This window comes from Niveispirillum sp. (assembly GCF_017996735.1).
Classification (GTDB): domain Bacteria; phylum Pseudomonadota; class Alphaproteobacteria; order Azospirillales; family Azospirillaceae; genus Niveispirillum.
This window is the reverse complement of the sequence record NZ_JAGOGJ010000009.1, coordinates 72,586-94,292: the sequence shown is the minus strand read 5'-3', so window position 1 is coordinate 94,292 and position 21,707 is coordinate 72,586. Positions and strand designations below refer to the sequence as shown.

Here is a 21,707-nt window from a genome sequence, read left to right as displayed (position 1 = left end):
AGATATTCGATGCTCCCCTTGAGGGGCGTTCACTGATTTCAATGCGACGGGCCGGCGACCGTCCGCCGCTGGGCGCGATATGTCGTCGGTGACATCCCGAGCCAATTGAAGCAGGCACGCCAAAGCGATCGGCGGTCGGAAAAGCCCAGATCGACGGCAATGTCGTCGAGATTTGCGTCTGTCGCCAACAGCGAGCAGAGCTTTCGCACCCGGACTTCCTTGGATAATTCGCGAAAGCTTGTGCCGGCGCGGCTCAGGCGACGCTGCAGGGTCGCCAAACTCATGTTGAGCCGTTCCGCTGCTGCGGACTGGCTGGGCACACCGTCCTGCATCAATTGCCTGACCGTGTTGATGATGAGCGTGTCGGAGGCGGAATTTTCATCCAGTAACGGCCGATCCGCCAGTTCCATGAATGTCGTGGTTTCATGGAAGGAGAAACTCTTGTAGCGCCGCACGCCGAGTTTGAAGTCGAGAATCTCCCGCGGGTAGACGATCGAGACCCCAGACCCGTGCCGCCAAATTCCTTTCGCCAGATCCGCCAGAAGCGAGCCATGATGATCCTGGAGCGCCGCCGACAAGCGAATATGCACCGGATCGATTGATCTTGCGGTCCCCCATAGCAGAACGCAGTGAAACACCAGCGCGATCAGCTCGACATAGGTCTCCCCCCGGGGCGACGCGTCCCGCATGGCATAGCTCAGATGGACCCCATCGCTGCCATGGCCGACGGTCACCGTCATGCCTGATGGGATGACCTGGATGAATTCGGAGAAACGCTTCAGCCCTTCTCCGACCGTATCCATATGATTGATCGCCGTGAAGATCATGGTGAAGCTGCCTTTCGGCAGCGGCTGGGGCGTACAGCCATGCCCCTCGTCATTATATTTGAAGATGCCGTCGACGCAGAGATTCCAGAAATCGACGCGGGATATGCTGTCCGGAAGGCCGCCATCGGGCCGGCAGAGGCCTGCATCCGACATCAGCGCCTCCATCCGCTCGACGCCGAAAAAGGTCTGCACATAGTCGATCGAGAGCCGGCCCGCACCGAAGCTCCTGGCCGATCCGAAGGGGGCTTCAAACGCGCATGCGGCTTCCTGCCGGGTAGGCCCTCGCAGGGCAGGCGGACAAGAACCGGGGACCAGACCCGTATTGCTGTCGGCAGCCTGCCCGGATTTACAATCGCTCGCGATCATAAAGCTCTCCTGCTCAGTACCATCGGATCTTGGTGATCCTGTCTTGTATAATTGGTACCATAGGATAAAAATATGGAAAGGCCTAATGCCCGTTTATCTCAACGCCTGAAGGATTAATCACGGTGCCGCCTGCCTTCCCCGCCGTGCTGCCCGGCAATAAGGTGCTTTCTTCCCAACGGCTGCCCACGCAGGCCCGATCGAGGGACACCCGAAACAGGATTGTGGAAGGGGCAGTCCGCGTGCTGGCGGAGAAAGGCATAGCGGGCCTGACCCACCGGGAGGTCGCCCGTGCCGCGCACGTGTCGCTCGCGTCGACGACCTATCATTTTTGCAGCAAGTTCGACATATTGGCCGCGGTCTCACAGTCGATGTTCGACCAGGACACGTTGCTTCTCAAAAGGCTCGAATCGACGGCGGTCCCGGTGCGGCCTGCGGGTGGCCCGCGCCGGTGGGTTCTCGACCTGCTGCGTCATTCGGCAGGCAGGTCGCGTGTTCGCGCCGCCTGCTGGGTGGAGATGGTGCTCGACGCACCCCGGCACCCCGAAGCGCTGGCCCTTGCGCGGGAATGGTTCGGGGCGGCCGCGACGGCCTGGCACGATTGGGCTTCCGGGGGCAGCAATGCAGACGCGGACCTTCTCGCGCGCTCCTGCGGGGATCTGGCGGTCGGGTTGCTGCTCATGATCCTTGTGCTGGGCCTGGATGAAAAGGCCGTGCTGGATGTGCTGGACAGAGGCCTGGAGCCGCGCGATTGCTGGCGGCGCGATATCGAGATGCCGCTTGCGGTCGATACAATCCGAAGCGGCGAGAAGGCGATACGAACGCGCGAAGCGATTTTGGCCGCCACCCTCGATGAACTTGTTTCGAAGGGGCAAAGCGCAATTGGATTGAAGACGATGGCGCGCAAGGCGGGCCTGTCGCCCTCTGCCGCCTCCTACCATTTTTCAAGCACGCCAAGCCTCCTCGCGGCAGCCCAGCGCCGGCTCTTCGAGGATGCGAAGGCGCGTTATCGGGCGGTTGTTTCACCCGAGCGCGACGTGAAAACCCTGGATCAACTGATTGATCGGACGGCCGTCATTTTCCTGCGCGAAGCGACCGAGTTTGCGCGTGAGAGTCTGGCGGTCTACACGGTCTGGCTTGAGGCGAGCCGGCAGCCGGAACTCCGCCCGATGATCTGGAAAGATATCGAGAACCAGCACCTTGCCTGGCGCCGCCTTATGGAACCCCTGGCGCCGACGCTGCGGTCTATAGACCCTCTTCTGCCGCAGGCGCTGTACACCGGCAAACTGATACGGATCGTCGCTACGGGTTCCCAGGCGCGCGACCTGGCCAATGTGCGGGCCGAATTTGCCTATGATCTGGCCAAGATCACGACCGGGAATTTCTGGCTTTAAGCCCCGCCCGGACCTGTCCCGGTCTGGCCCATGGACCTGTTGTCCGTAAGGGTGCGTAAAATTGGGATCCGCACTCTGCGGCAGGTCATTATCACGGCAATCCGGTGAAGCTGAACAATGGGATAAAATGTCAGATCCCCAGCGCAGGCTCTGGCCCAGATGCGCGCCGGATTTCCCCGTGATCACGCCAGGATCACGGCTGGAAATTTCAGACACTATGGCGTTGTCCCGGACCTTTCGAAGCCCGGCCATGATTGGGTCGCCCGGAACGGACATCATTGTGGCGACCATCAAAGCTGTACAATGAGATAAATTATTCTAGCATCAAACCTGGCCTCCCGCCGGGAGGCGCCGCGAATTTCCTATGAGTTCGGCGGGATAGCGCCCGGAATTCCTGGCTTTATGGCCCTTTATCTGGACCTGTCGCGGTCTGGCCACCAGTGGATCGGTAACGGTGTGTCAAACTGCGACCTGCACTCTGCGGCAAACCATCATTCCAGGCAATTCGGTGAAGCTGTACAAGGGGAAAAAATACCAAAGGGGAGGACAGGATGCAGCGTTCACATATTATGGCAATTTGCGGATTGGTCGTGTCGCAGGCGGCGGCAGCCCAGGCCGTAGAATCAACGCCACCGACGGCAGGCGGCAAGCCTGCGGCGGAAGCGCCGGGCGCCACGCGATCGGCCGACGATCAAATTCTGGGGGAAATTATCGTGACCGCCTCGCGGCGCAGCGACACGATCCGGAAGACGCCGACCGCAGTATCGGCCTATACCGGCCAGAAGCTTGAAGCCGCCGAGACCAAAAGCCTCGGCGATCTGGTCGGGCCCAGCCCCAATATCCAGATCGGCAATTCATACAATTCCTCGAACATCACGATCCGCGGCATCGGCAACCAGCAGATCAACGCCGGTCAGGACTCAGGTGTCGCCATTCACTCCGACGGCGTCTATATCGGTCAGCCATCCCTGACGCTGGCCACCTTTCTCGATCTTGCACGCGTGGAAATCCTGCGCGGCCCCCAAGGCACCTTGTTCGGGCGCAATGCGACCGGTGGCGTGATCAATGTGGTGCCGAACGAACCGACAACCGACACCCAGGCCGGCGTCAATATCACGGCCGGTGTCGATCCCGCGCTTTTCCAGACGTCGGGTTTTATCAATGGTGCGCTTAATGCGTCCGGCACCCTGAGCGGTCGGGTCGCCGCGCAGCAGAGCTATAATCGCGGCTACACGCGCAATCTGTTGCCCAATGGTCCCAATCGCCTGGACGATGCCGACAATCAGTCGGTGCGTGGCCAGCTCAGATGGGAACCGTCCGACACGTTCAATGCGCGTTTTCTGGCTGAGTATGCGAATGACAGCTCAAATGGGCCAGCAAGCTTTCTGGATGGGACGCCCGATCCCAGCATACCTCTTCCCTCGATCCTGGTCGGCCAGTCGCGCGGCGATGTCGATAAGAGGGAAGTATATGCGAACATCAATTCCCGCGCAGTCCACTCCTTCAACACTGATTTGACGTTGAATTGGACCCTGGGGGGAGGCGAAATGAAGGCGCTGTTGTCCTATTCGGACTCAGTGCTCAAGAACGTATCGGACGGTGACGGCACGGCGGCCCCGGATACATACTCGTCTTTCACCAACAAAGCCCATCAGACCTATGATGAACTGATCTATACCTCGGATAACTCCAGGTCCTTCACCTATCTGCTGGGGGCCAATTTCTTCCGCGAACATCTTGAGCAGGCCATTGAGGTCCCGATCCATGAAGCGCCGCTGGGCGGTGGCGTCGTTCTGAAAGACATAGCAGTGCTTGGCGGCGCTCATCCCCTGATCACAACATCCTATGCCGCTTTCGGACGCATTCAATATGCCTTTACGTCGGGAGCCAAGGTGTTCGCCGGTCTCCGGCAGACGCAGGATAAGAAGTCGATCACTCAGTATAACAACTTCATCAATGGAGGGGTCGATCAGTCGTCGAAATCAAGCTGGAATAAGCTCACCTACGAAGTTGGTGCTTCCTATCCATTCAGTCAGAACCTGGATGGCTATCTGAAGTACGCGACGGGTTTTAAAGGCGGTGGCTACTCGGCGGGCACCTTGGCGCCGTCGTTCAGGCCGGAGACGAACGGCAGCTTTGAAGCCGGCTTGAAAGGCAATTTCTTCGATCGTGCCCTGCAGGCGAACCTGGCCGCGTTCCACATGAAATATGACGATCTGCAGGTCAATCAGATTGTCGGCGTCTCTTCCTCCGTGACCAACGCTGCAAAGGCGACCGTTTATGGCGCAGAGCTGGAGACATCTCTTCGTCTGAGCGAGGCACTGCGTCTTGAATGGTCCGCCGCTTATCTCAATGCGACGTTTGATCAATTCAAGACCGCCGACTCCTCTCGGCCAACGACCTGCGATCCAGGCACCGGCATCGGCGCCGTCCCTTGTTCCCTGGACCTGTCGGGCAACACCTTGCCACAGTCGCCGCGATACACGAGCAGTGTGGGGGCCTACTACGACATTCCATTGTCATCAGGCGTAATTACGCCAAGCGTTCGCTATGACTGGAAGTCCCGTGTTTACTTCACCGAGTTCAACATTCCCATCTCGTCGCAGAAGGCGGTGGGTAAACTCAACCTGTTCTTGAACTATCAGGATGATGATGGGCGCTTCACGGCGAGCCTCTTCGCCAAGAATGTGACCAATGAACAGGTGAAGGGGAACGTTATCGTCGTGTCCTCGCTCATCGGGTCACTCGCGCTCAGCCAGTATCAGCCGGCCCGCCAGATCGGCGCATCGCTCGGCTACCGCTTCTAAGCAGACACCGTGTTTGAGGAAAGCTGCAAGATGACCAGAACCTGGCCGGCATTGTCCATCAAGGAAGCCGAGGCGGTGTTATGCCGGCCAGGCTCGCGTTTCGAAATCGAAACGGCTGTTATCAACGGGCGGGAACAGCGTGTCTGGGCGCGCCTGCCCGCGAATTTGGCCGATCTTGCCAATGAAGTTCGCGCCCGCCATGGCGGGCGCGAGTTTCTGGTCTTCGATGAAGAACGCGTCACCTATGACGGATGGTATCGCGCCGTCGCGGCGCTTGCCGACCATTTCGTGCGATCGGGCGTAGGCGCTGGCGACCGCGTGGCGATCGCGATGCGCAATCTTCCCGAATGGCCTGTGATCCTGTTTGCCGCCGCCGCCGCCGGCGCGATCGCCGTGCCGCTCAATGCCTGGTGGACGGGCGAAGAACTCGGCTACGCGCTCGATCAGTCAGGCGCCCGATTTCTCGTTTGCGACGTCGAGCGGCTGGAGCGGATATCGAACAGACGGCCGGACATTACTGACCGCCTCACAGTCATCGTCGCCCGCTCGGCATCGGATCATCCATCGCTGGAATCGATCATCGGCGTCCCGTCCGGCTATGGCGATCTGCCCAACCGGCCGCTTCCGGCCATTGCCATTGCCCCGGACGATCCTGCGACCATCTTCTATACCAGCGGCACCACCGGCCGGCCGAAAGGGGCGCTCGGCACGCATCGCAATCTGCTGGCGGGGCTGCGCGCCGCCGATTTCATCGCACAGCGCGGGGCCCTTCGCCGGGGGGAGCCCGCCGCCGAGCCCCAGCCTTCGGCCACCTTGCTCACCATTCCATTGTTCCATGTCACGGGCTGCGCCTCCCTGCTGATGTCGGCCTTCGCCTCCGGTGGGAAGGTGGTGATGATGCACAAATGGGAACCGGTGGAGGCCATGCGGTTGATCGAGCGCGAGCGCATCGCCACGACTGGCGGGGTGCCGACCATCGCCTGGCAATTACTCGATCACCCCGCCCGTGGCGACTATGACCTGACATCGCTTGAATATGTGCCTTATGGCGGGGCGCCGGCGGCACCCGATCTGCCTGTGCTGATCCAGCGCGAGCTGAAGGCGGTTCCCTATAATGGCTGGGGCATGACCGAAACGTCGGGGACGGTCACCGGCCACGCGGCCGAAGATTATCTGCGCCGGCCCGAAAGTTGCGGGCCGCCCTTGCCGGTTGCCGACCTTCGGATCACCGACGAGGCCGGGCAAGACGTTCCCGTCGGAGAGATCGGTGAATTGCGGGTGCGCGGGCCGCAGGTCGTGCAGGGCTACTGGCGTGATCCCGAGGCGACTGCCGCGACGTTTGGTGACGGCTGGCTGCGTACAGGCGATCTTGCCCGCCTGGACGAGGAGGGCTTTTGCGTCATCGTCGGCCGCAGCAAGGACGTCATCATCCGCGGCGGCGAGAATATCTATGCCGTGGAAGTGGAGAACGCGCTGTTCAGCCACCCCGCGGTCACGGATGCGGCCGTGGTCGCTCTGCCGCATGACAGGTTGGGCGAAGAACCGGGGGCCATGGTCCAGATCGTGGATGGGCATGACGTCGAGCCGCAGGAGCTGATCCTGTGGCTGCGTGAACGGCTGGCTGGCTACAAAATCCCGGTATTGCTGCGCTTTCATGACGGGCCGCTGCCGCGCAATGCGAACGGCAAAATCATGAAGAATGAAGTGCGGCGGCTGCTTCTTCAGGGCGTGGCGGTGGCCTGACACCGTTCTTGGACAGACCTCATATCAAGGATCGTTTCATGGATTTCGCCCTCACCGATCGGCAGGCCTCCTTTCGCGACCGGGTTCGCACCTTCGTCGAGGACAAGATCAAGCCGCGCCTTGCCGATTATGCGGCGGAGATCGCCGCCGAACCCCGCTGGAAGGTGATCAAGGTCATCGAAGAATTGAAGCCGCTGGCGCGTGAAGCCGGGCTTTGGAACCTGTTCATGCCGCCGCATTCGGGACATCCGCGCGTGGATGACGGCTTCGTCTTTGAAGGGACGCAGTTGACCAATCTCGAATATGCGCTCTGCGCCGAGGAGATGGGGCGCGTCTTCTGGGCTTCGGAGGTGTTCAACTGTTCCGCGCCTGATACCGGCAATATGGAAGTGCTCTATCGCTATGGTACCCGCGAACAGCAGGAACAATGGCTGCGTCCGCTGATGAACGGGCAGATCCGTTCGGCATTCCTGATGACCGAGCCCGATGTCGCCAGTTCCGATGCGACGAACATCCAGACGTCGATAACCCGCGATGGCGATCATTATGTGATCAATGGCCGCAAATGGTGGTCGACCGGTATCGGCGATCCGCGTTGCAAGTTGGCCATCCTGATGGGGAAGACCGATCCCGGCGCCGACCGCTACCGCCAGCAAAGCCAGATATTGGTGCCGGTGGACGCGCCGGGGGTCCACATCAAGCGCATGCTGAACGTCTATGGCTATGATCATGCACCGCATGGTCATGGCGAAGTCATACTCGACAATGTGCGTGTGCCGGCCACCAACATAGTGCTGGGCGAAGGGCGCGGGTTCGAGGTTGCTCAGGGGCGGCTGGGTCCGGGGCGCATCCACCATTGCATGCGGACGATCGGCGTTGCCGAGAATGCGATCGACGCGATGGCAAAGCGGCTGTTGTCGCGCCAAGCGTTCGGCAAGCCGATCGCGAACCATTCGATCTGGGAACAGCGGATCGCACGCGCGCGCATCGACATCGAGATGACCCGCCTGCTCTGCCTCAAGGCGGCCGACATGATGGACCGCGCCGGCAACAAAAGCGCGCAGGTCGAGATCGCCATGCTGAAGGTTCAGGCGCCGTCCATGGCGCTCCAGATCCTTGACGACGCCGTGCAGGCGCATGGCGGTGCGGGGGTGAGCGATGATTTCGACCTGGCGTTCGACTGGGCCAATATCCGCACCCTGCGCTTTGCCGATGGCCCCGATGAGGTCCATTCCCGCGCCATCGCGCGTGCCGAGTTCGGGCGGCACAAGCCGGCCAAAGGCGCAGTTGCATGATTGGCCCGGCCCCTGATCGGCTGGTCCGCTGGCTTGAGACCGTGGGCGGTGGCCTGCAAGGCCCCGTGACGTTCGAGAAGTTCGCCGGCGGCCAGTCCAACCCGACTTTCGCGCTTGATGTGCCGGGCGGGCGCTATGTGCTGCGTCGCAAGCCGGCCGGCGTGCTACTCGCGTCCGCGCACGCCGTCGAGCGTGAATATCGCCTGTTGAAGGCGCTTCATCCGCTGGGCTTCCCGGTGCCGCGTCCGATCGCGCTGTGCGAGGAAGAGGACGTCATCGGATCGGCCTTCTACATCATGGAACGGGTCGAGGGGCGGTCCTACTGGGACGGGTCGCTTCCCGATGAGATGCCGGCCGCGCGCGGCCTGATCTATAAAAACATGATCGAAACGCTTGCCCGGCTTCACAGGTATGATCCCGACACTGTCGGGCTGGGCGATTATGGCCGCCCAGGAAATTATTTCGGCCGTCAGGTCGCCCGCTGGACGCGGCAATATCGCGCCTCGCAGACCGAAGACGTGCCCGAGATTGAGAAGCTGATCGACTGGCTTGCCCGCACAGTCCCGGAACAGGGGGCGACGTCCATCATCCATGGCGACTATCGCATCGATAATCTGATCTTCGATCCGGCCGGCGGCCAAGTCGTGGCGGTACTCGACTGGGAACTGAGTACGACCGGCGATCCGCTGGCGGATTTCAGCTATCTCGCGCTGAACTGGATTTTACCCCGCGACGGTCTGGCCGCGATCGGTGATGTGGACCTTGAACGGGCGGGCATACCCTCCCTTGCCGAGATCACCGAGCTTTACTGCCAGCTCAGCGGGCGGCCCCGTGTGTCGAACCCGCACTGGTATTTCGCCTTCAGCCTCTTCCGGCTGGTCGGCATTGTCCAGGGCATCCGCAAGCGGATCATCGACGGCAATGCGTCGAGCCGGGAGGCCGAACGTGCCGCCCAAAAGCTGATCCCGCTGGCCCGCGCGGGCTGGGACCAGGCGCGCCGCGCCGGCGCAAGCGCATGACAAGAAAAGGAATTGAGCATGAGCAAACTTTTCGACCTCACCGGCAAGGTCGCCATCGTGACCGGATCGTCGCGCGGCATCGGCCGTGCGATTGCCGAAGCGCTGGCCGACGCCGGGGCCCGGGTGGCCGTTTCCAGCCGCACGCAAGCGGATTGCGATGAAGCCGCGGACGCCATCAATGCGCGCCATGGCGCTGGCACAGCCATTGCGATCGCGGCGAACATCTCGGAGAAGCCGAACCTTGAAAATCTGGTCGGCAGGACGCAGGAGCAGCTTGGCCCCGTCGACATCCTGGTCTGCAATGCCGCCACAAGCCCCTATTACGGGCCGACGCTGGAGATCACCGACGAACAATATCACAAGATATTGAACAATAACGTCCTTTCCAATCAGTGGCTTGTCCAGATGGTCGCGCCGGGCATGGTCGAACGCGGCGCCGGGTCGATCATCCTGGTCGCCTCGCTCGGCGCCTATATCGGATCTGACATGATCGGCACCTATCACCTGTCCAAGGCGGCGCTGGTACAGATGACCCGTAACCTTGCTGTGGAGCTGGGGCCGAAGGGGGTCCGGGTCAACGCGATCTCTCCGGGCATCACGCGCACGCATTTTGCCCGAAGGCTGTGGGACGATCCCAATGGCGAGAAGACCGTGATCGGCCGCACGCCGTTGCGCCGTATCGGTGAGCCCGGCGAGATGGCCGGTGCTGCCGTCTTCCTCGCGGCCGAGGCCAGCGCCTTCCTGACCGGCCAGTCGATCATCATCGATGGCGGCATGTCGATCGGACCGGCACGATGAACCACGAGATCATCAAGACCCGCCATCACGGCCCTGTGCTGGAAATCCTGATCGCCAATCCCCCGGTCAATGCGCTGGGGGAACAGGTGCGCCGTGGCATCCACGACGCGGTGCGCGACGCGCAGAGCGACGATCTGGTCACGGCAATCGTCATCCGTGGCGATGGACGCATGTTTTCAGCCGGCGCCGACATTACCGAATTCGGCAAGCCGCTGGCCGAGCCCGGCCTGTCCGACGTGATCGACGCAATCGAGGCGAGCAACAAGCCGGTTGTGGCTGTCATCCATGGGTCGGCGCTGGGCGGCGGGCTCGAAATTGCGCTGGGCGCGCATTATCGCCTGGCGTCGCCCGATGCAAAGCTTGGCTTGCCGGAGGTCGCGCTGGGCTTGCTGCCCGGGGCTGGTGGCACGCAGCGGCTTCCCCGCCTCGTCGGCATCTCCGCCGCGCTCGACATGATCGTATCGGGCGTCCCCATTTCGGGGCGGAAGGCCGCGGAGATCGGTTTGATCGACAAGCTGGTCGATGCAGTGACGCTGGCCGAGGAGGCGATTGCCTTTGCCGCCGGGCTCGACCGGCCGCGCCGCACGGGTGATCGCGCCGTAACGCCGGACGGCGATGAGTTCGCGCGGTTCGTGGAGCAGAATGCCCGCAAGATCAAAGGTCTGGACGCGCCGCGTGCCTGTATCGACGCAATCGAGGCGGCGACCCGCCTGCCGCTCGCCGAGGGGCAGGAAGGGGAGCGCGCGCTGTTTCACACGCTGATGAACGGGGGACAGTCCCGGGCACTGCGTCACGCCTTCTTCGCGGAGCGGGCCGCCGGCAAGATCGCCGATCTTCCGGAGGATGTCCGCCCGCGGACCATCGGTCGCATCGGCATGATCGGTGCCGGCACCATGGGTGGCGGCATCTCGATGAACTTCCTGTCCGCCGGCATCCCGGTCACCATCGTCGAGATGACGGCCGAAGCGCTCGATCGGGGCGTCGCTCTGATCCGCAAGAATTACGAGGCGAGCGCCGCACGCGGCCGGATGACGGCGGAACAGGTCGAAAAGGCGATGGCCCTGCTCAGCCCCACACTCGACTTCCAAGCACTTGGCACCTGCGATCTTGTGATAGAGGCGGTGTACGAGAATATGGACGTGAAGAAGCAGATCTTCGCCCGGCTCGACACCATCGCCAAACCCGGCGCCATCCTTGCCTCCAACACCTCCTACCTCTCGATCGACGAGATCGCCCTGGCGACCGGGCGGCCGGGAGAGGTTCTGGGGCTGCATTTCTTCTCGCCCGCCAATATCATGAGGCTGGTCGAGGTGGTGCGCGGCGCGAAGACGGCGCCCGACGTGCTGGCGACGGGCATGGCGATTGCGCGGCGGATCGGCAAGGTGCCTGTCGTTTCGGGCGTCTGCTACGGTTTCATCGGCAATCGCATGCTCACCCCCCGTCTCGACGGCGCCATCGACATGCTGGTGGAAGGGGCGACGCCGGCCCAGGTGGACCGCGTCTCGACCGATCTGGGCATGCCGATGGGGCCGCTGCAGATGATCGATCTGGCCGGCATGGATATCGGTTGGCACCGGGACGTCACCCGGATTGAATCCGTGCGCGATGCCCTGAACGCGGCTGGCCGCTGGGGACAAAAGACGGGCGCCGGCTTCTATGATTATGATGAAAAGCGCCGGGCCACACCATCCGCAGCGGCGGCTGCGATCGTCGACGATTTCCGCCGGCAGGCCGGTCTGGAAATACGCGCCATTTCCGACGAGGAAATTGCGGTGCGGACGCTCTACGTCATGGTGAATGAAGGGGCGAAGATCCTGGAGGAAGGGATCGCGCAGCGGTCTTCGGACATCGATATGGTCTGGGTTCATGGCTATGGCTGGCCGCGTCATACCGGCGGCCCCATGTTCTGGGCGGAGCAGATCGGCCTCGACAAGATCGTCGATGGCCTTCAGCGCTATTCGAGCCGGCTGGGCGCGACATTCTCCCTGTCGCCGCTGCTGGTGGACGCGGCGCGGGCGGGACGAGCGCTGGACGCGCGGGCGAACGCATGAGTGACTGGCTTGCCCGGCTGCAGATGGATGTCGGGATGACCCATCGGTCGGACTGGCTGCTGGTCGATCAGGCCATGATCGACCAGTTCGCCGCTGCGACCATGGACCGGCAGTTCATCCACACCGACCCCGAGCGCGCCGCAAAGACCCGTTTTGGCGGGACGATCGCGCACGGCTTCCTGATCCTGTCGCTGCTTCCGTTCCTTGAGGAAAAGGCGTCGGCCGCGCGGCTGCCGGATATCCAGATGGGTGTGAATTACGGGCTCGACCGCGTGCGGTTCGTATCGCCCGTCCGGGTGGGCAGCCGGATCCGCTCCGCCTCCACCGTGACCGCCATCACGGAAAAATATCCCGGCCATTTCGAGCAAGTCCAGGACATCCGGGTCGAGGTCGAAGGGCAGGAGAGACCCGCAATCATAGCGTCGTGGATTACGCACTTTCTGCTGTGAACCACCGACGTTGCCGAGGAGATGAGAATGCAGGACGCCGTCATTGTTTCCGTTGCCCGCACGCCGATCGGAAAGGCCTATCGTGGTGCTTTCAACGCCACGCCCTCCCCCACCCTGGCCGCGCATGCGATCCGCGCGGCCGTCGCGCGCGCCGGTATCGACCCGGCGGAGATTGACGACGTCCTGATGGGCGCGTCGATGCAGCAGGGCTACCAATCCACCATCGGCCGGACGGCGGCGATGCGCGCGGGCCTGCCCGTCACGGTGGCGGGCATGTCGCTCGACCGCCAATGCGCCTCCGGATTGATGACGATAGCGACGGCGGCAAAGCAGATCATGGTCGACCGGATGCAGGTCGTGGTCGCCGGCGGCGTTGAATCGATCTCGCTGGTCCAGACCCCGGACCTGCGGATCGACGAGGATCCCGAGCTGGTCGAGATGGTGCCGGCGATGTTCATGCCGATGCTGCAGACCGCCGAAACCGTTGCGCGGCGTTACGGCATCGGCCGGGAGCGGCAGGATGCCTATGCGCTGCGGTCGCAGCAGCGAACCGCCGCCGGACAGCAAAGTGCTGCGTTCGACGATGAAATCGTGCCGGTCAAGGCACGCATGCTGGTTCACGACAAGGCGACCGGCACATCATCTTCGCGCTTCGTGACGATTGACCGGGACGAGGGCGCGCGTCCGGAGACCAGCGCCGAAGGATTGGCCGCGCTCAAACCCGTGATCGAGGGCGGCACCATCACGGCCGGGAACGCCAGCCAGTTATCAGACGGCGCGGCAGCGGTCGTCCTGATGGACGCGCGCCTGGCGGCCGAGCGGGGCCTTCAGCCGCTTGGCCGATATCTGGGCATGGCCGTCGCGGGCACGGAGCCCGACGAGATGGGAATCGGTCCGGTGTTCGCCGTTCCGAAACTGCTACGGCGCTTCGGCCTCTCGGTCGCCGATATCGGGCTGTGGGAGTTGAACGAGGCCTTCGCCGTTCAGGTCCTTTATTGTCAGGATCGGCTGGATATCCCCGACGATCGCCTCAACGTCAATGGCGGCGCGATATCCGTCGGCCATCCCTATGGCATGTCGGGAACCCGCCTGGCCGCCCATGCCCTGATCGAGGGCCGCCGGCGCGGCGTTCGCTATGTCGTTGTCACCATGTGCGTGGGCGGCGGCATGGGGGCCGCAGGGCTGTTCGAGGTGCTGTGATGAAGGCGCTGCTTTCGATCGAGCCCGGCGGCCCGGAAACCCTGACGCTCCGCGAGGTTTCGATGCCGCAGCCAGGGCCGGGCGAGTTGCGCGTGCGCGTGCGGACCTGTTCGATCAACTATCCCGATGTGCTGGTCATCGAGGACAAGTATCAGTTCAAGCCCCAGCGGCCATTCGCTCCCGGGGTTGAGATTTCCGGCATCGTCGATGCGGTGGGCGAAGGCGTGACGGGCTGGACGGCGGGCATGCACCTCATCTCCACCTTGTCGAGTGGCGGCCTGGCTGATTATGCGGTGGTGAATGCCGGGGACGCGTTCCCCATCCCCGACGGGCAGGACCCGGTCGAAGGGGCAGCCCTGATCCTGACTTATGCGACCGCATTGCATGCCCTTGCCGATCGAGGTCAGCTTCGGAAGGGTGAGACGCTTCTGGTTCTGGGTGCGGCAGGCGGGGTTGGCCTGGCGGCGATCGAGATCGGCAAGGTGATGGGCGCACGCGTGATCGCCGCCGTTTCCAGTGAGGACAAGACCCGGATTGCGCGCGCAGTCGGCGCCGATGAATTGATGATCTATGGCGAGGGTCCATTCGACCGGGAACAGGCGCGTGCCCTTGCCGGTCGCTTCAAGCAAGCGGTCGGTCCGCAGGGGGCCGACGTCATTTACGACCCCGTCGGCGGTGACTATGCCGAGCCTGCGCTCCGGTCCATCGCATGGGAGGGGCGTTATCTGGTGATCGGCTTTCCCGCTGGCATCCCAAGCCTCCCCCTCAATCTGCCGCTCCTGAAATCCTGCGACATTCGCGGCATATTCTGGGGTGGCTTTGCCCAGCGCGATCCAGAGGGGAACCGGCGCAATACCCGGCAACTGATCGATTGGTGGGTCGAAGGACGCATCCGGCCCCGCATCGACAAGGTCTACCCGCTGGCGCGTGGCGGTGAAGCGATCGCACGTCTGGCGAGCCGCTCGGCCATCGGCAAGGTCGTCGTGACCATCGGGGCTTGATGACAGGCGCCGATACATTCCCTTTTTTGAACGCGGAGTTTGGCAATGGTGATGAAGACCCGGGCATGGACGCTGAGCGCACGTCCAGAGCGCCTGCCGCTGCGCGACCATTTCGCGCTGCACGAATTTGCCGATCCGCCGCTCGACGAGGGCGCGGTGCGGGTGCGCAACCTCTGGCTGACCGTTGGCCCAGCCATGCGCGTGCGGATGTCGGCGGAAACCCGGGGCTATCTTCCGCCTTACGATCTTGGAATGCCCATGGGCGGCTGGGCCATCGGCGAAGTCGTGGCTTCGAATGCGGCGACATTGTCGCAAGGGGATCTGGTCATCCATCAATATGGGTTGCGCGACTTTGGCCAGGGGCCGGCGTCGGCATTCGAGAAATTGCCCAGGCCGGGGCCGGCACCCGAACATTATCTGAATGCCCTGGGCTCGACCGGCTACACCGCCTATGTCGGTCTGGTTGAAATCGGCAAGCCGCAACCGGGCGAGACCTTGTTTGTTTCGGGTGGGGCCGGCGCGGTCGGAAGCACCGCCATCCAGATCGGGAAAGCGCTGGGCCTGCGGGTCATCGGGTCCGCGGGTGGCGCTGCCAAAGGCCGTCTGCTGCGCGAACTGGGCGCCGATGCGGCCATCGACTATAAGTCGTCGGGCTCTCTTGTCGACAAGCTGGCCGCCGCCGCACCGGAAGGCATCGACATCTATATCGACAATGTCGGTGGCGCGCATCTGGACGCCGCCCTGGCCCTGGCCAGGCCCCATGCCCGCTTCGCGCTGAGCGGCATGATCAGCAGTTACAGCCAGGAACGCGCTTCCGACACGATGCACAATCTCAACCGCATCGTGACACAGCGGATCCGGGTCCAGGGCTATCTGCCCTTTACTGATCACCTGGATGGCCTTGGGCACTTCCGCGACCAGATGTGGTCATGGATCGAAGCTGGCACCTTCACACCTCTGCAAACCGTTCGCGACGGCCTGGATTGTGTGCCGCAGGCGATCGAAGACCTCTTCGCCGGAGGCTTCACCGGCAAACCACTCATTCGTCTTTGACGACACGCTCGTCTCTCGCGGGCCCCAGTTCCGCGACAACAAGGATTGGATTATGTCAGCATCGCAAATTGCTCTTCAATCGCGGGTCGCGCTCGTCACCGGCGCCGGCCAGGGATTGGGACGTACCCATGCCCATGCGCTGGCGCGATACGGTGCAGTCGTGGCGGTGAACGACCTGTCGCGCGCCCATGCGGAGCAAGTGGCGCAGGAGATCGTGGATTCTGGCGGGCGCGCGATCGCCTGCCCGGCCGACGTGGCTGATCCGGATGCCGTGCAGGCGATGATAGCCGATGTGCAGGCGCGATTGGGCCCTGTCGACCTGCTCGTCAACAATGCGGGCATCCTGCGCGACCGGACGTTCGCAAAGGCGACGCTCCAGGATTTCCGTACCGTGCTTGACGTTAACCTGATGGGATCGGTCCATTGCACCCACGCCGTCTGGAACGGGATGCGCGAGCGTGGTTATGGCCGGATCGTCTTCACCACCTCATCCTCGGGCCTCTACGGCAATTTCGGGCAGGCGAATTACAGCGCCGCCAAAATGGGGCTGGTCGGCCTGATGCAGACGCTGGCGATCGAGGGACAGCGTCACAATATCCGGGTCAACTGCCTGGCACCCAGCGCCGCCACGGGCATGACCAGCGGCCTCTACGCAAATGACGACCTGGCGCGGCTGGACAGCGAAAGGGTGAGCCCGGCCGTGGTCGCGCTGTGCGCGGACGATGCGCCCACGCGGACGATCCTTCTGGCCGGTGCCGGCCGCTTCGCCCAGGCGCATGTCAGCATGACACGCGGCGTCTATCTTCGCGACGAAACGGACCCCGCGTCCGCCGTCCTGGCCAGCCTTGCCGAAATTGCCTGCCGCGAGGGCGAGCATGTACCCGCCTCCGGCCCGGAACAGCACCGTTTCGAGATTGCCGGACTGTCGTGAAGAAGGCGGTCGGGCGTCGCTTCGACCATGCCCGGGAGCGGGCAATGTCGGCTGAGTGTTTCAGGAGTTGACCATGAATGCGCCGTCCTCTCTTCCGGCCGCCCCGCCCTTGGAGGTGATCATTCACTATGACGTCCCCTGTCGCCTGAGCGACGGGACGATCCTCAGGGCGGATGTGGCGCGGCCGTCGGGTGAAGGGCGATGGCCGGTGATCCTGGCACGGACACCTTACGGTAAAGCCCTCGCGCCCGGCTTTACGACCGATCTGACCCATGGCGCACGCCATGGCTATGTCACGATCATCCAGGATGTGCGGGGCCGGGGCGCATCTGATGGCGGGGCGGATTTCCGTCCCTGGATCCACGAAGGCGCGGATGGCGCGGAAGCCGTGGAATGGGCGGCAAACCTTCCCTATGCCAACGGCAAGGTTTTCATGAGCGGCCCATCCTATCTGGGCTTCGTGCAATGGGCCGCTGCCGCCGAGCAGCCTCCATCCCTCCGGGCAATCAATCCGATCGTCTCCGTCGGGCCATTCCGGCGCTCGTTCCTCTATAGCGGCGGGGTTCTGGAACTTGAATTGAACGGCTATTGGTGGACGATGATGGGGGTGGAAGCCCTGATGCACCGTGAATGGGAATCTCCGGCGCTCATGCGGGAGGCTGTGGCCGAAGCGAGTGCGTCGCTTGTGGCCCTTGCCCGGGAGAATGGTTATGACAGCCTCCCGCTCAGTCGGTTCCAACCGGTGGCCGGCAGTGCGATGGGCGCACAGTTTTTCGATTTGCTGACCGAAAATGATGAAGGCCCGACTGTCGCCGCCGCCACACGGGCAAACGACTATGCAAATGTCACGGTCCCGGCCTTGATTGTGGCCGGATGGTATGACGTGTTCATCAGGGCCTCGATCGATCAATTTGTCGGTATCCGCACCCGGGGCGGCAGCAGGCCGGCAAGGGAGCAAAGCCGCTTGATCGTTGGTCCCTGGGCGCACCATCCGCAAGGCAAAATGACGGGGGAACGCATTTCGCCCGGATCGGCCGCAATCCAGGCGCTCAATCCCTTCGGTCATATGGGGCTGGCGGCCTGCTATTTCGATGCGCTGGATGCTGGCAATGAGGACATCGCCCCGGTCAAGATCTGGGTGATGGGCGCGGAAGGGTGGCGCGACGAATGGGAGTGGCCGATTGCGCGGACGGTCGTGACGCCCTGGTATCTTTCCAGCGAGGGCCGCGCCAATTCCGTGTCAGGCGATGGCGTGCTTCTTCCCGCTGCACGCCCCGGCCCTGCCGACGGCTTTCTCTACGATCCCGCCAATCCCGTTCCGACGCGGGGCGGCGCCACCTTTGGCGTCACTTGCGTACCCGGCGGAAGTGATCAACGCCTGCTGGAGGAACGGGAGGACGTCCTTGTTTATCGATCTGCGGCTTTGGAGCAGGCTGTCGAGGTCACCGGCACCGTGGTCGTGGAATTGTGGATCGTGACCGACGTCGTCGACACCGATTTCGTTGCACGTCTGGTGGACGTGCATCCCGACGGCACGGCGCGCCTGGTCACCGATGGCATTCTGCGCGCGCGCTATCGCGATGACCCGTCGGGTTTCAAGGCCTCGGCGCCGCTGGAACCCGGAAGACCTTACCTGATGCGGATCGAACTGCTTCCGACCAGCAACCTCTTTCGGGCAGGTCATCGCTTGCAGCTCGACATCACGAGCAGTTGTTTCCCGCGCTGGGCGCGGAACCTCAACATCTGGGACGAATGGAACGGTACCCTGGTGGACGCCAGGATCGCCCGTCAGCACGTGCTCCACGATCCAGACCACCCGTCACGCGTGCTCCTACCGATCATTCCGTCGCGGCAATGACCCCTCCCGCAGCCCAGGGCCCCAAAGGCGTCTTCCGGGGCGTCGGGTCGAGGTCTTCTTCACCGTGGGGAAGGCGGACTGGATCACGGTCAACGCGCTGGCGTCGGCGGTGTCAGCCTTCGTCGGCAATCCGCACCCTGATACCCTCCAGCTTCTCGGTAATCGGAACCTGACAGGACAGCCTGGAACTGGCGCTTCGGCCGGGTGATCCCGTTAGCAGGTCATCTTCGTCCGGGCCGAGCGGCGGCAACACCCCTTCGGCCGCACCTTCCACATGGACATGACATGTGGCGCAGGATAGACAGCCGCCGCACATGGCGACGAGGTCTTCAAATCCGCTATCGTCGCGGACCACCTGCATCAATGTCCTGCCGATCTCGGCCGCGACCTGCCGTTCCTCGCCGGCCCGGCTGATGACGGTGATGATGGGCATGGGCTGTTCCTCTTCGCTATCGCGTCGTTGGGATGGTGCCGCGGGCACCTTCATGATGACGTGATTGCCGGTTCGGAACGGGCAGACAAGGGGAGGGCAGGTTTTGTCTAAACCGACCGCAGAACCGTGCCAAAAACCGCGATATTGCGCATTCCAAACCAAGTGCCAGCCGATCTAGCATAAGGGCACCTGATGCGGGTGAGCCCGCCTGGCAAGAATGACAGCCGCCCCCCGATGCGACAGCGGCGGCCTTAGGGAGGATACATGCGCTTTATCAAAATGAGCGCCAGCGCCATTGCGCTGGTGATGCCGGCTGTTGCCCTGGCGCAGACCGCAGAAACCCCGATCCTGGATGAAATTATCGTCACGGCCCAGCGCCGCGAACAGGCAATCACCGACGTTCCGCTTGCCATTTCCGCCTTTACCGGCGATGCGCTGACGGAAAAGGGGGTGACCAACTCCGCCGATCTGGCCATGGCTGTGCCGAACCTGCAGGTCAACAGCCCCTATGGCAATACCCAGCCCAACTTTGCGCTGCGTGGTATCAGCGTGGCCAACGAATATAACTCGAACCAGGCATCGCCCATCGGCGTCTATATCAACGACGTCTATCTGGCCAACCGCACCAGCCATGGCATGGGCCTGTTCGACCTGGAACGGGTGGAGGTGTTGCGCGGTCCGCAGGGCACGCTATTCGGCCGCAACACCACGGGCGGTGCCATCAACTTCATCACCCGAAGCCCGCGCCTGAACGGCAATGACGGCTATGCGGAGATCGGATACGGCAATTTCAATACGCTGACGGCCCACGGCGCGGCGGAGGCAACGCTGGCAGAGGATCATGTCGGTGTGCGGGCCGCCGTGAACTACAAGAAGGGCGACGGCCAGATCAAGAATGTCTATCCCGGTGGTCGCGATCCCAACAGCACCGACACCCTGCAGGGCCGGTTCAGCCTGCGCGTCGTGCCCGGTGACGGGGATGTCGATATCAATCTCAAGGCCTATGCCGGCCGCGACCGGGGCACGCAGGCCGCCGTCCATGGCCTGTTGCCCTATCGGCAGGGGCTGGGCTTCTTCGAAGTGAATGAGGACAGTATCGGCGATAACAAGACGGATGCCTGGGGCACGTCCGCCAACATCGCCTGGAATGTCTCCGACAGCCTCAGCATCACCTCCATCACCTCCCTTGATGGCGGCAAGCAGGATTTGCAGCAGGCATCCGACGGGTCGCCGCAGGTCGTGCTGAATATCAACTGGCAGTCCGACTATAAGCAGTTCAACCAGGAACTGCGCGCCAATTATGGTGGCGACAATTACACGCTGGTGGCAGGTGGCTTCTATGGCCGCGACACGGTTGAAACCGACAACCTGTTCAATATCGCCTCCATGCTCGGACCGGGTGTCGATGGCGGCTTCTTCCAGCATTACAAGCAGGTGCGCAAGTCCAAGGCCTTGTTCAGCCAGGTGGATTACGACCTGTCCGATCCGCTGACCCTGACCGTGGGCGCCCGCTACACCTGGGACAAGTCCAGCTATGAGGATGGCGTCGCCTATCTGTTTGCGGGGAATTTCCGCGGCACACCCAGCCCCCTGGCTACAACGGTGCCATGCGCTGGGGCGGCGGGCACCTGCGCCTATAATCCCAATGCCCTTTTCAACCTGGATGGTGACGGCAGCGCGCTGACCGGCCGTGTGGCGCTCAGCTATGAATTCGACGGCGGTACGCTGCTTTATGTCAGCTATAATCGCGGCTATCGGTCCGGTGCCTTCAATGGCGGCAGCTACACCTCCTCCAAAGGCATCAATTATGTCGATCCGGAAAAGGTGAACGCCTACGAGATCGGTGCCAAGGGCCGCTATCTGGATAACCGGCTGAGCCTGTCCGGCGCCCTGTTCTATTATGATTACCGCAATCAGCAGGTTCAGGATCTGCAGCCCGGCCCCACCAACATCCTGGTCAATGCCCCCAAATCCCGGGTGCTGGGGGCGGAGGCAGAGTTCAACCTGCGGGTCAGCGGCACCTTGTCCGTCAACGGTTCCATGGGCCTGCTGGATACGCAGTACAAGGAACTGACCCTGCAAGGCGTCGATCTCAGCGGCAACGAACTGCCCTTCGCGCCGAAGGTCACGGCACAGTTGGGTTTTGACCGGCAGATTGCGGAACTGGGCGGCGGTGCGATCACGTTCAGCCCAACGGCCAGCTATTTCAGCCGGCAGTGGTTCTCGCCCTTCAACGACGTCAATCCGTTGGCCACGCAGGCGAACCAGGAATTGCAGCAGAGTGGTTACACCATGGTGAATGCCAGCCTGGCCTGGGAGCGTGACGCCCTGCGCCTGTCGGTATTCGCCAACAACCTGTTCAATACCAAAGCCTATGGCTACGGGCTGGATCTGCGGGGGGCGGGCTTCCCCTATCCCTTCCTGGTGCCCAAGTCGCCGCGCACCTACGGCGCCGCCTTGCGTTACAGCTTCTGATCCAGGAGAC

At 62.9% G+C, this 21,707-nt stretch carries 16 protein-coding genes; 14 read left to right on the top strand and 2 right to left on the bottom strand.

Translation table 11 applies throughout. The features are described 5' to 3' along the window. Positions 1-38: 38 nt before the first annotated feature. A complete protein-coding gene (locus KBA48_RS05585; RefSeq protein ID WP_292904045.1) occupies positions 39-1,193 on the bottom strand; it encodes a helix-turn-helix domain-containing protein in 1,155 nt (384 codons plus the stop codon). Positions 1,194-1,315: 122 nt separating this feature from the next. Here KBA48_RS05585 and KBA48_RS05580 point away from each other — a divergent pair, with 122 nt between their 5' ends. From KBA48_RS05580 to KBA48_RS05520, 13 genes are all read left to right on the top strand, one after another. Beyond that, positions 1,316-2,584 (top strand): TetR/AcrR family transcriptional regulator, encoded by a 1,269-nt coding sequence (locus tag KBA48_RS05580; protein WP_292904043.1) that lies wholly within the window; start codon positions 1,316-1,318, stop codon positions 2,582-2,584. A gap of 551 nt (positions 2,585-3,135) precedes the next feature. Further along, positions 3,136-5,391 (top strand): TonB-dependent receptor, encoded by a 2,256-nt coding sequence (locus KBA48_RS05575; RefSeq protein ID WP_292904041.1) that lies wholly within the window; start codon positions 3,136-3,138, stop codon positions 5,389-5,391. A gap of 30 nt (positions 5,392-5,421) precedes the next feature. After that, complete coding sequence (locus tag KBA48_RS05570) at positions 5,422-7,134, top strand: class I adenylate-forming enzyme family protein (protein WP_292904039.1); 1,713 nt, start codon at positions 5,422-5,424, stop codon at positions 7,132-7,134. Positions 7,135-7,172: 38 nt separating this feature from the next. Continuing rightward, a complete protein-coding gene (locus tag KBA48_RS05565) occupies positions 7,173-8,429 on the top strand; it encodes an acyl-CoA dehydrogenase family protein (protein WP_292904037.1) in 1,257 nt (418 codons plus the stop codon). Next, entirely contained in the window at positions 8,426-9,448 is a 1,023-nt protein-coding gene (locus KBA48_RS05560; RefSeq protein ID WP_292904035.1) for a phosphotransferase family protein, read from the top strand. Before KBA48_RS05565 ends, KBA48_RS05560 begins: the two co-directional genes overlap by 4 nt. A gap of 18 nt (positions 9,449-9,466) precedes the next feature. Further along, on the top strand, positions 9,467-10,246 hold the full coding sequence (locus KBA48_RS05555; RefSeq protein WP_292904033.1) for an SDR family NAD(P)-dependent oxidoreductase: 780 nt from the start codon (positions 9,467-9,469) through the stop codon (positions 10,244-10,246). Continuing rightward, positions 10,243-12,297, top strand: coding sequence for a 3-hydroxyacyl-CoA dehydrogenase NAD-binding domain-containing protein (locus KBA48_RS05550; protein ID WP_292904031.1), 2,055 nt, complete (start codon positions 10,243-10,245; stop codon positions 12,295-12,297). Before KBA48_RS05555 ends, KBA48_RS05550 begins: the two co-directional genes overlap by 4 nt. Beyond that, the gene (locus KBA48_RS05545) at positions 12,294-12,746 is read left to right on the top strand and encodes a MaoC family dehydratase (protein WP_292904029.1); all 453 of its coding nucleotides are present in this window, start codon (positions 12,294-12,296) and stop codon (positions 12,744-12,746) included. The genes KBA48_RS05550 and KBA48_RS05545 overlap by 4 nt, the downstream gene beginning before the upstream one ends. A gap of 27 nt (positions 12,747-12,773) precedes the next feature. Further along, positions 12,774-13,946, top strand: coding sequence for an acetyl-CoA C-acyltransferase (locus tag KBA48_RS05540; protein WP_292904027.1), 1,173 nt, complete (start codon positions 12,774-12,776; stop codon positions 13,944-13,946). Beyond that, on the top strand, positions 13,946-14,947 hold the full coding sequence (locus KBA48_RS05535; protein WP_292904025.1) for an NADPH:quinone oxidoreductase family protein: 1,002 nt from the start codon (positions 13,946-13,948) through the stop codon (positions 14,945-14,947). The genes KBA48_RS05540 and KBA48_RS05535 overlap by 1 nt, the downstream gene beginning before the upstream one ends. A 45-nt stretch (positions 14,948-14,992) precedes the next feature. Continuing rightward, positions 14,993-16,000: an NADP-dependent oxidoreductase gene (locus KBA48_RS05530; RefSeq protein ID WP_292904023.1), complete on the top strand. Its 1,008-nt coding sequence runs from the start codon at positions 14,993-14,995 to the stop codon at positions 15,998-16,000. Between the two features lie 52 nt (positions 16,001-16,052). After that, positions 16,053-16,931 (top strand): SDR family NAD(P)-dependent oxidoreductase, encoded by an 879-nt coding sequence (locus KBA48_RS05525; RefSeq protein ID WP_292904021.1) that lies wholly within the window; start codon positions 16,053-16,055, stop codon positions 16,929-16,931. Positions 16,932-17,004: 73 nt separating this feature from the next. Beyond that, positions 17,005-18,789, top strand: coding sequence for a CocE/NonD family hydrolase (locus KBA48_RS05520; protein ID WP_292904019.1), 1,785 nt, complete (start codon positions 17,005-17,007; stop codon positions 18,787-18,789). 112 nt (positions 18,790-18,901) lie between these two features. Here KBA48_RS05520 and KBA48_RS05515 read toward each other — a convergent pair whose 3' ends face one another. Further along, positions 18,902-19,222: a 2Fe-2S iron-sulfur cluster-binding protein gene (locus KBA48_RS05515; RefSeq protein ID WP_292904017.1), complete on the bottom strand. Its 321-nt coding sequence runs from the start codon at positions 19,220-19,222 to the stop codon at positions 18,902-18,904. 264 nt (positions 19,223-19,486) lie between these two features. Between KBA48_RS05515 and KBA48_RS05510 the strand changes: the two genes are divergently transcribed. Then, the gene (locus tag KBA48_RS05510; protein WP_292904015.1) at positions 19,487-21,697 is read left to right on the top strand and encodes a TonB-dependent receptor; all 2,211 of its coding nucleotides are present in this window, start codon (positions 19,487-19,489) and stop codon (positions 21,695-21,697) included. Positions 21,698-21,707: the final 10 nt, after the last annotated feature.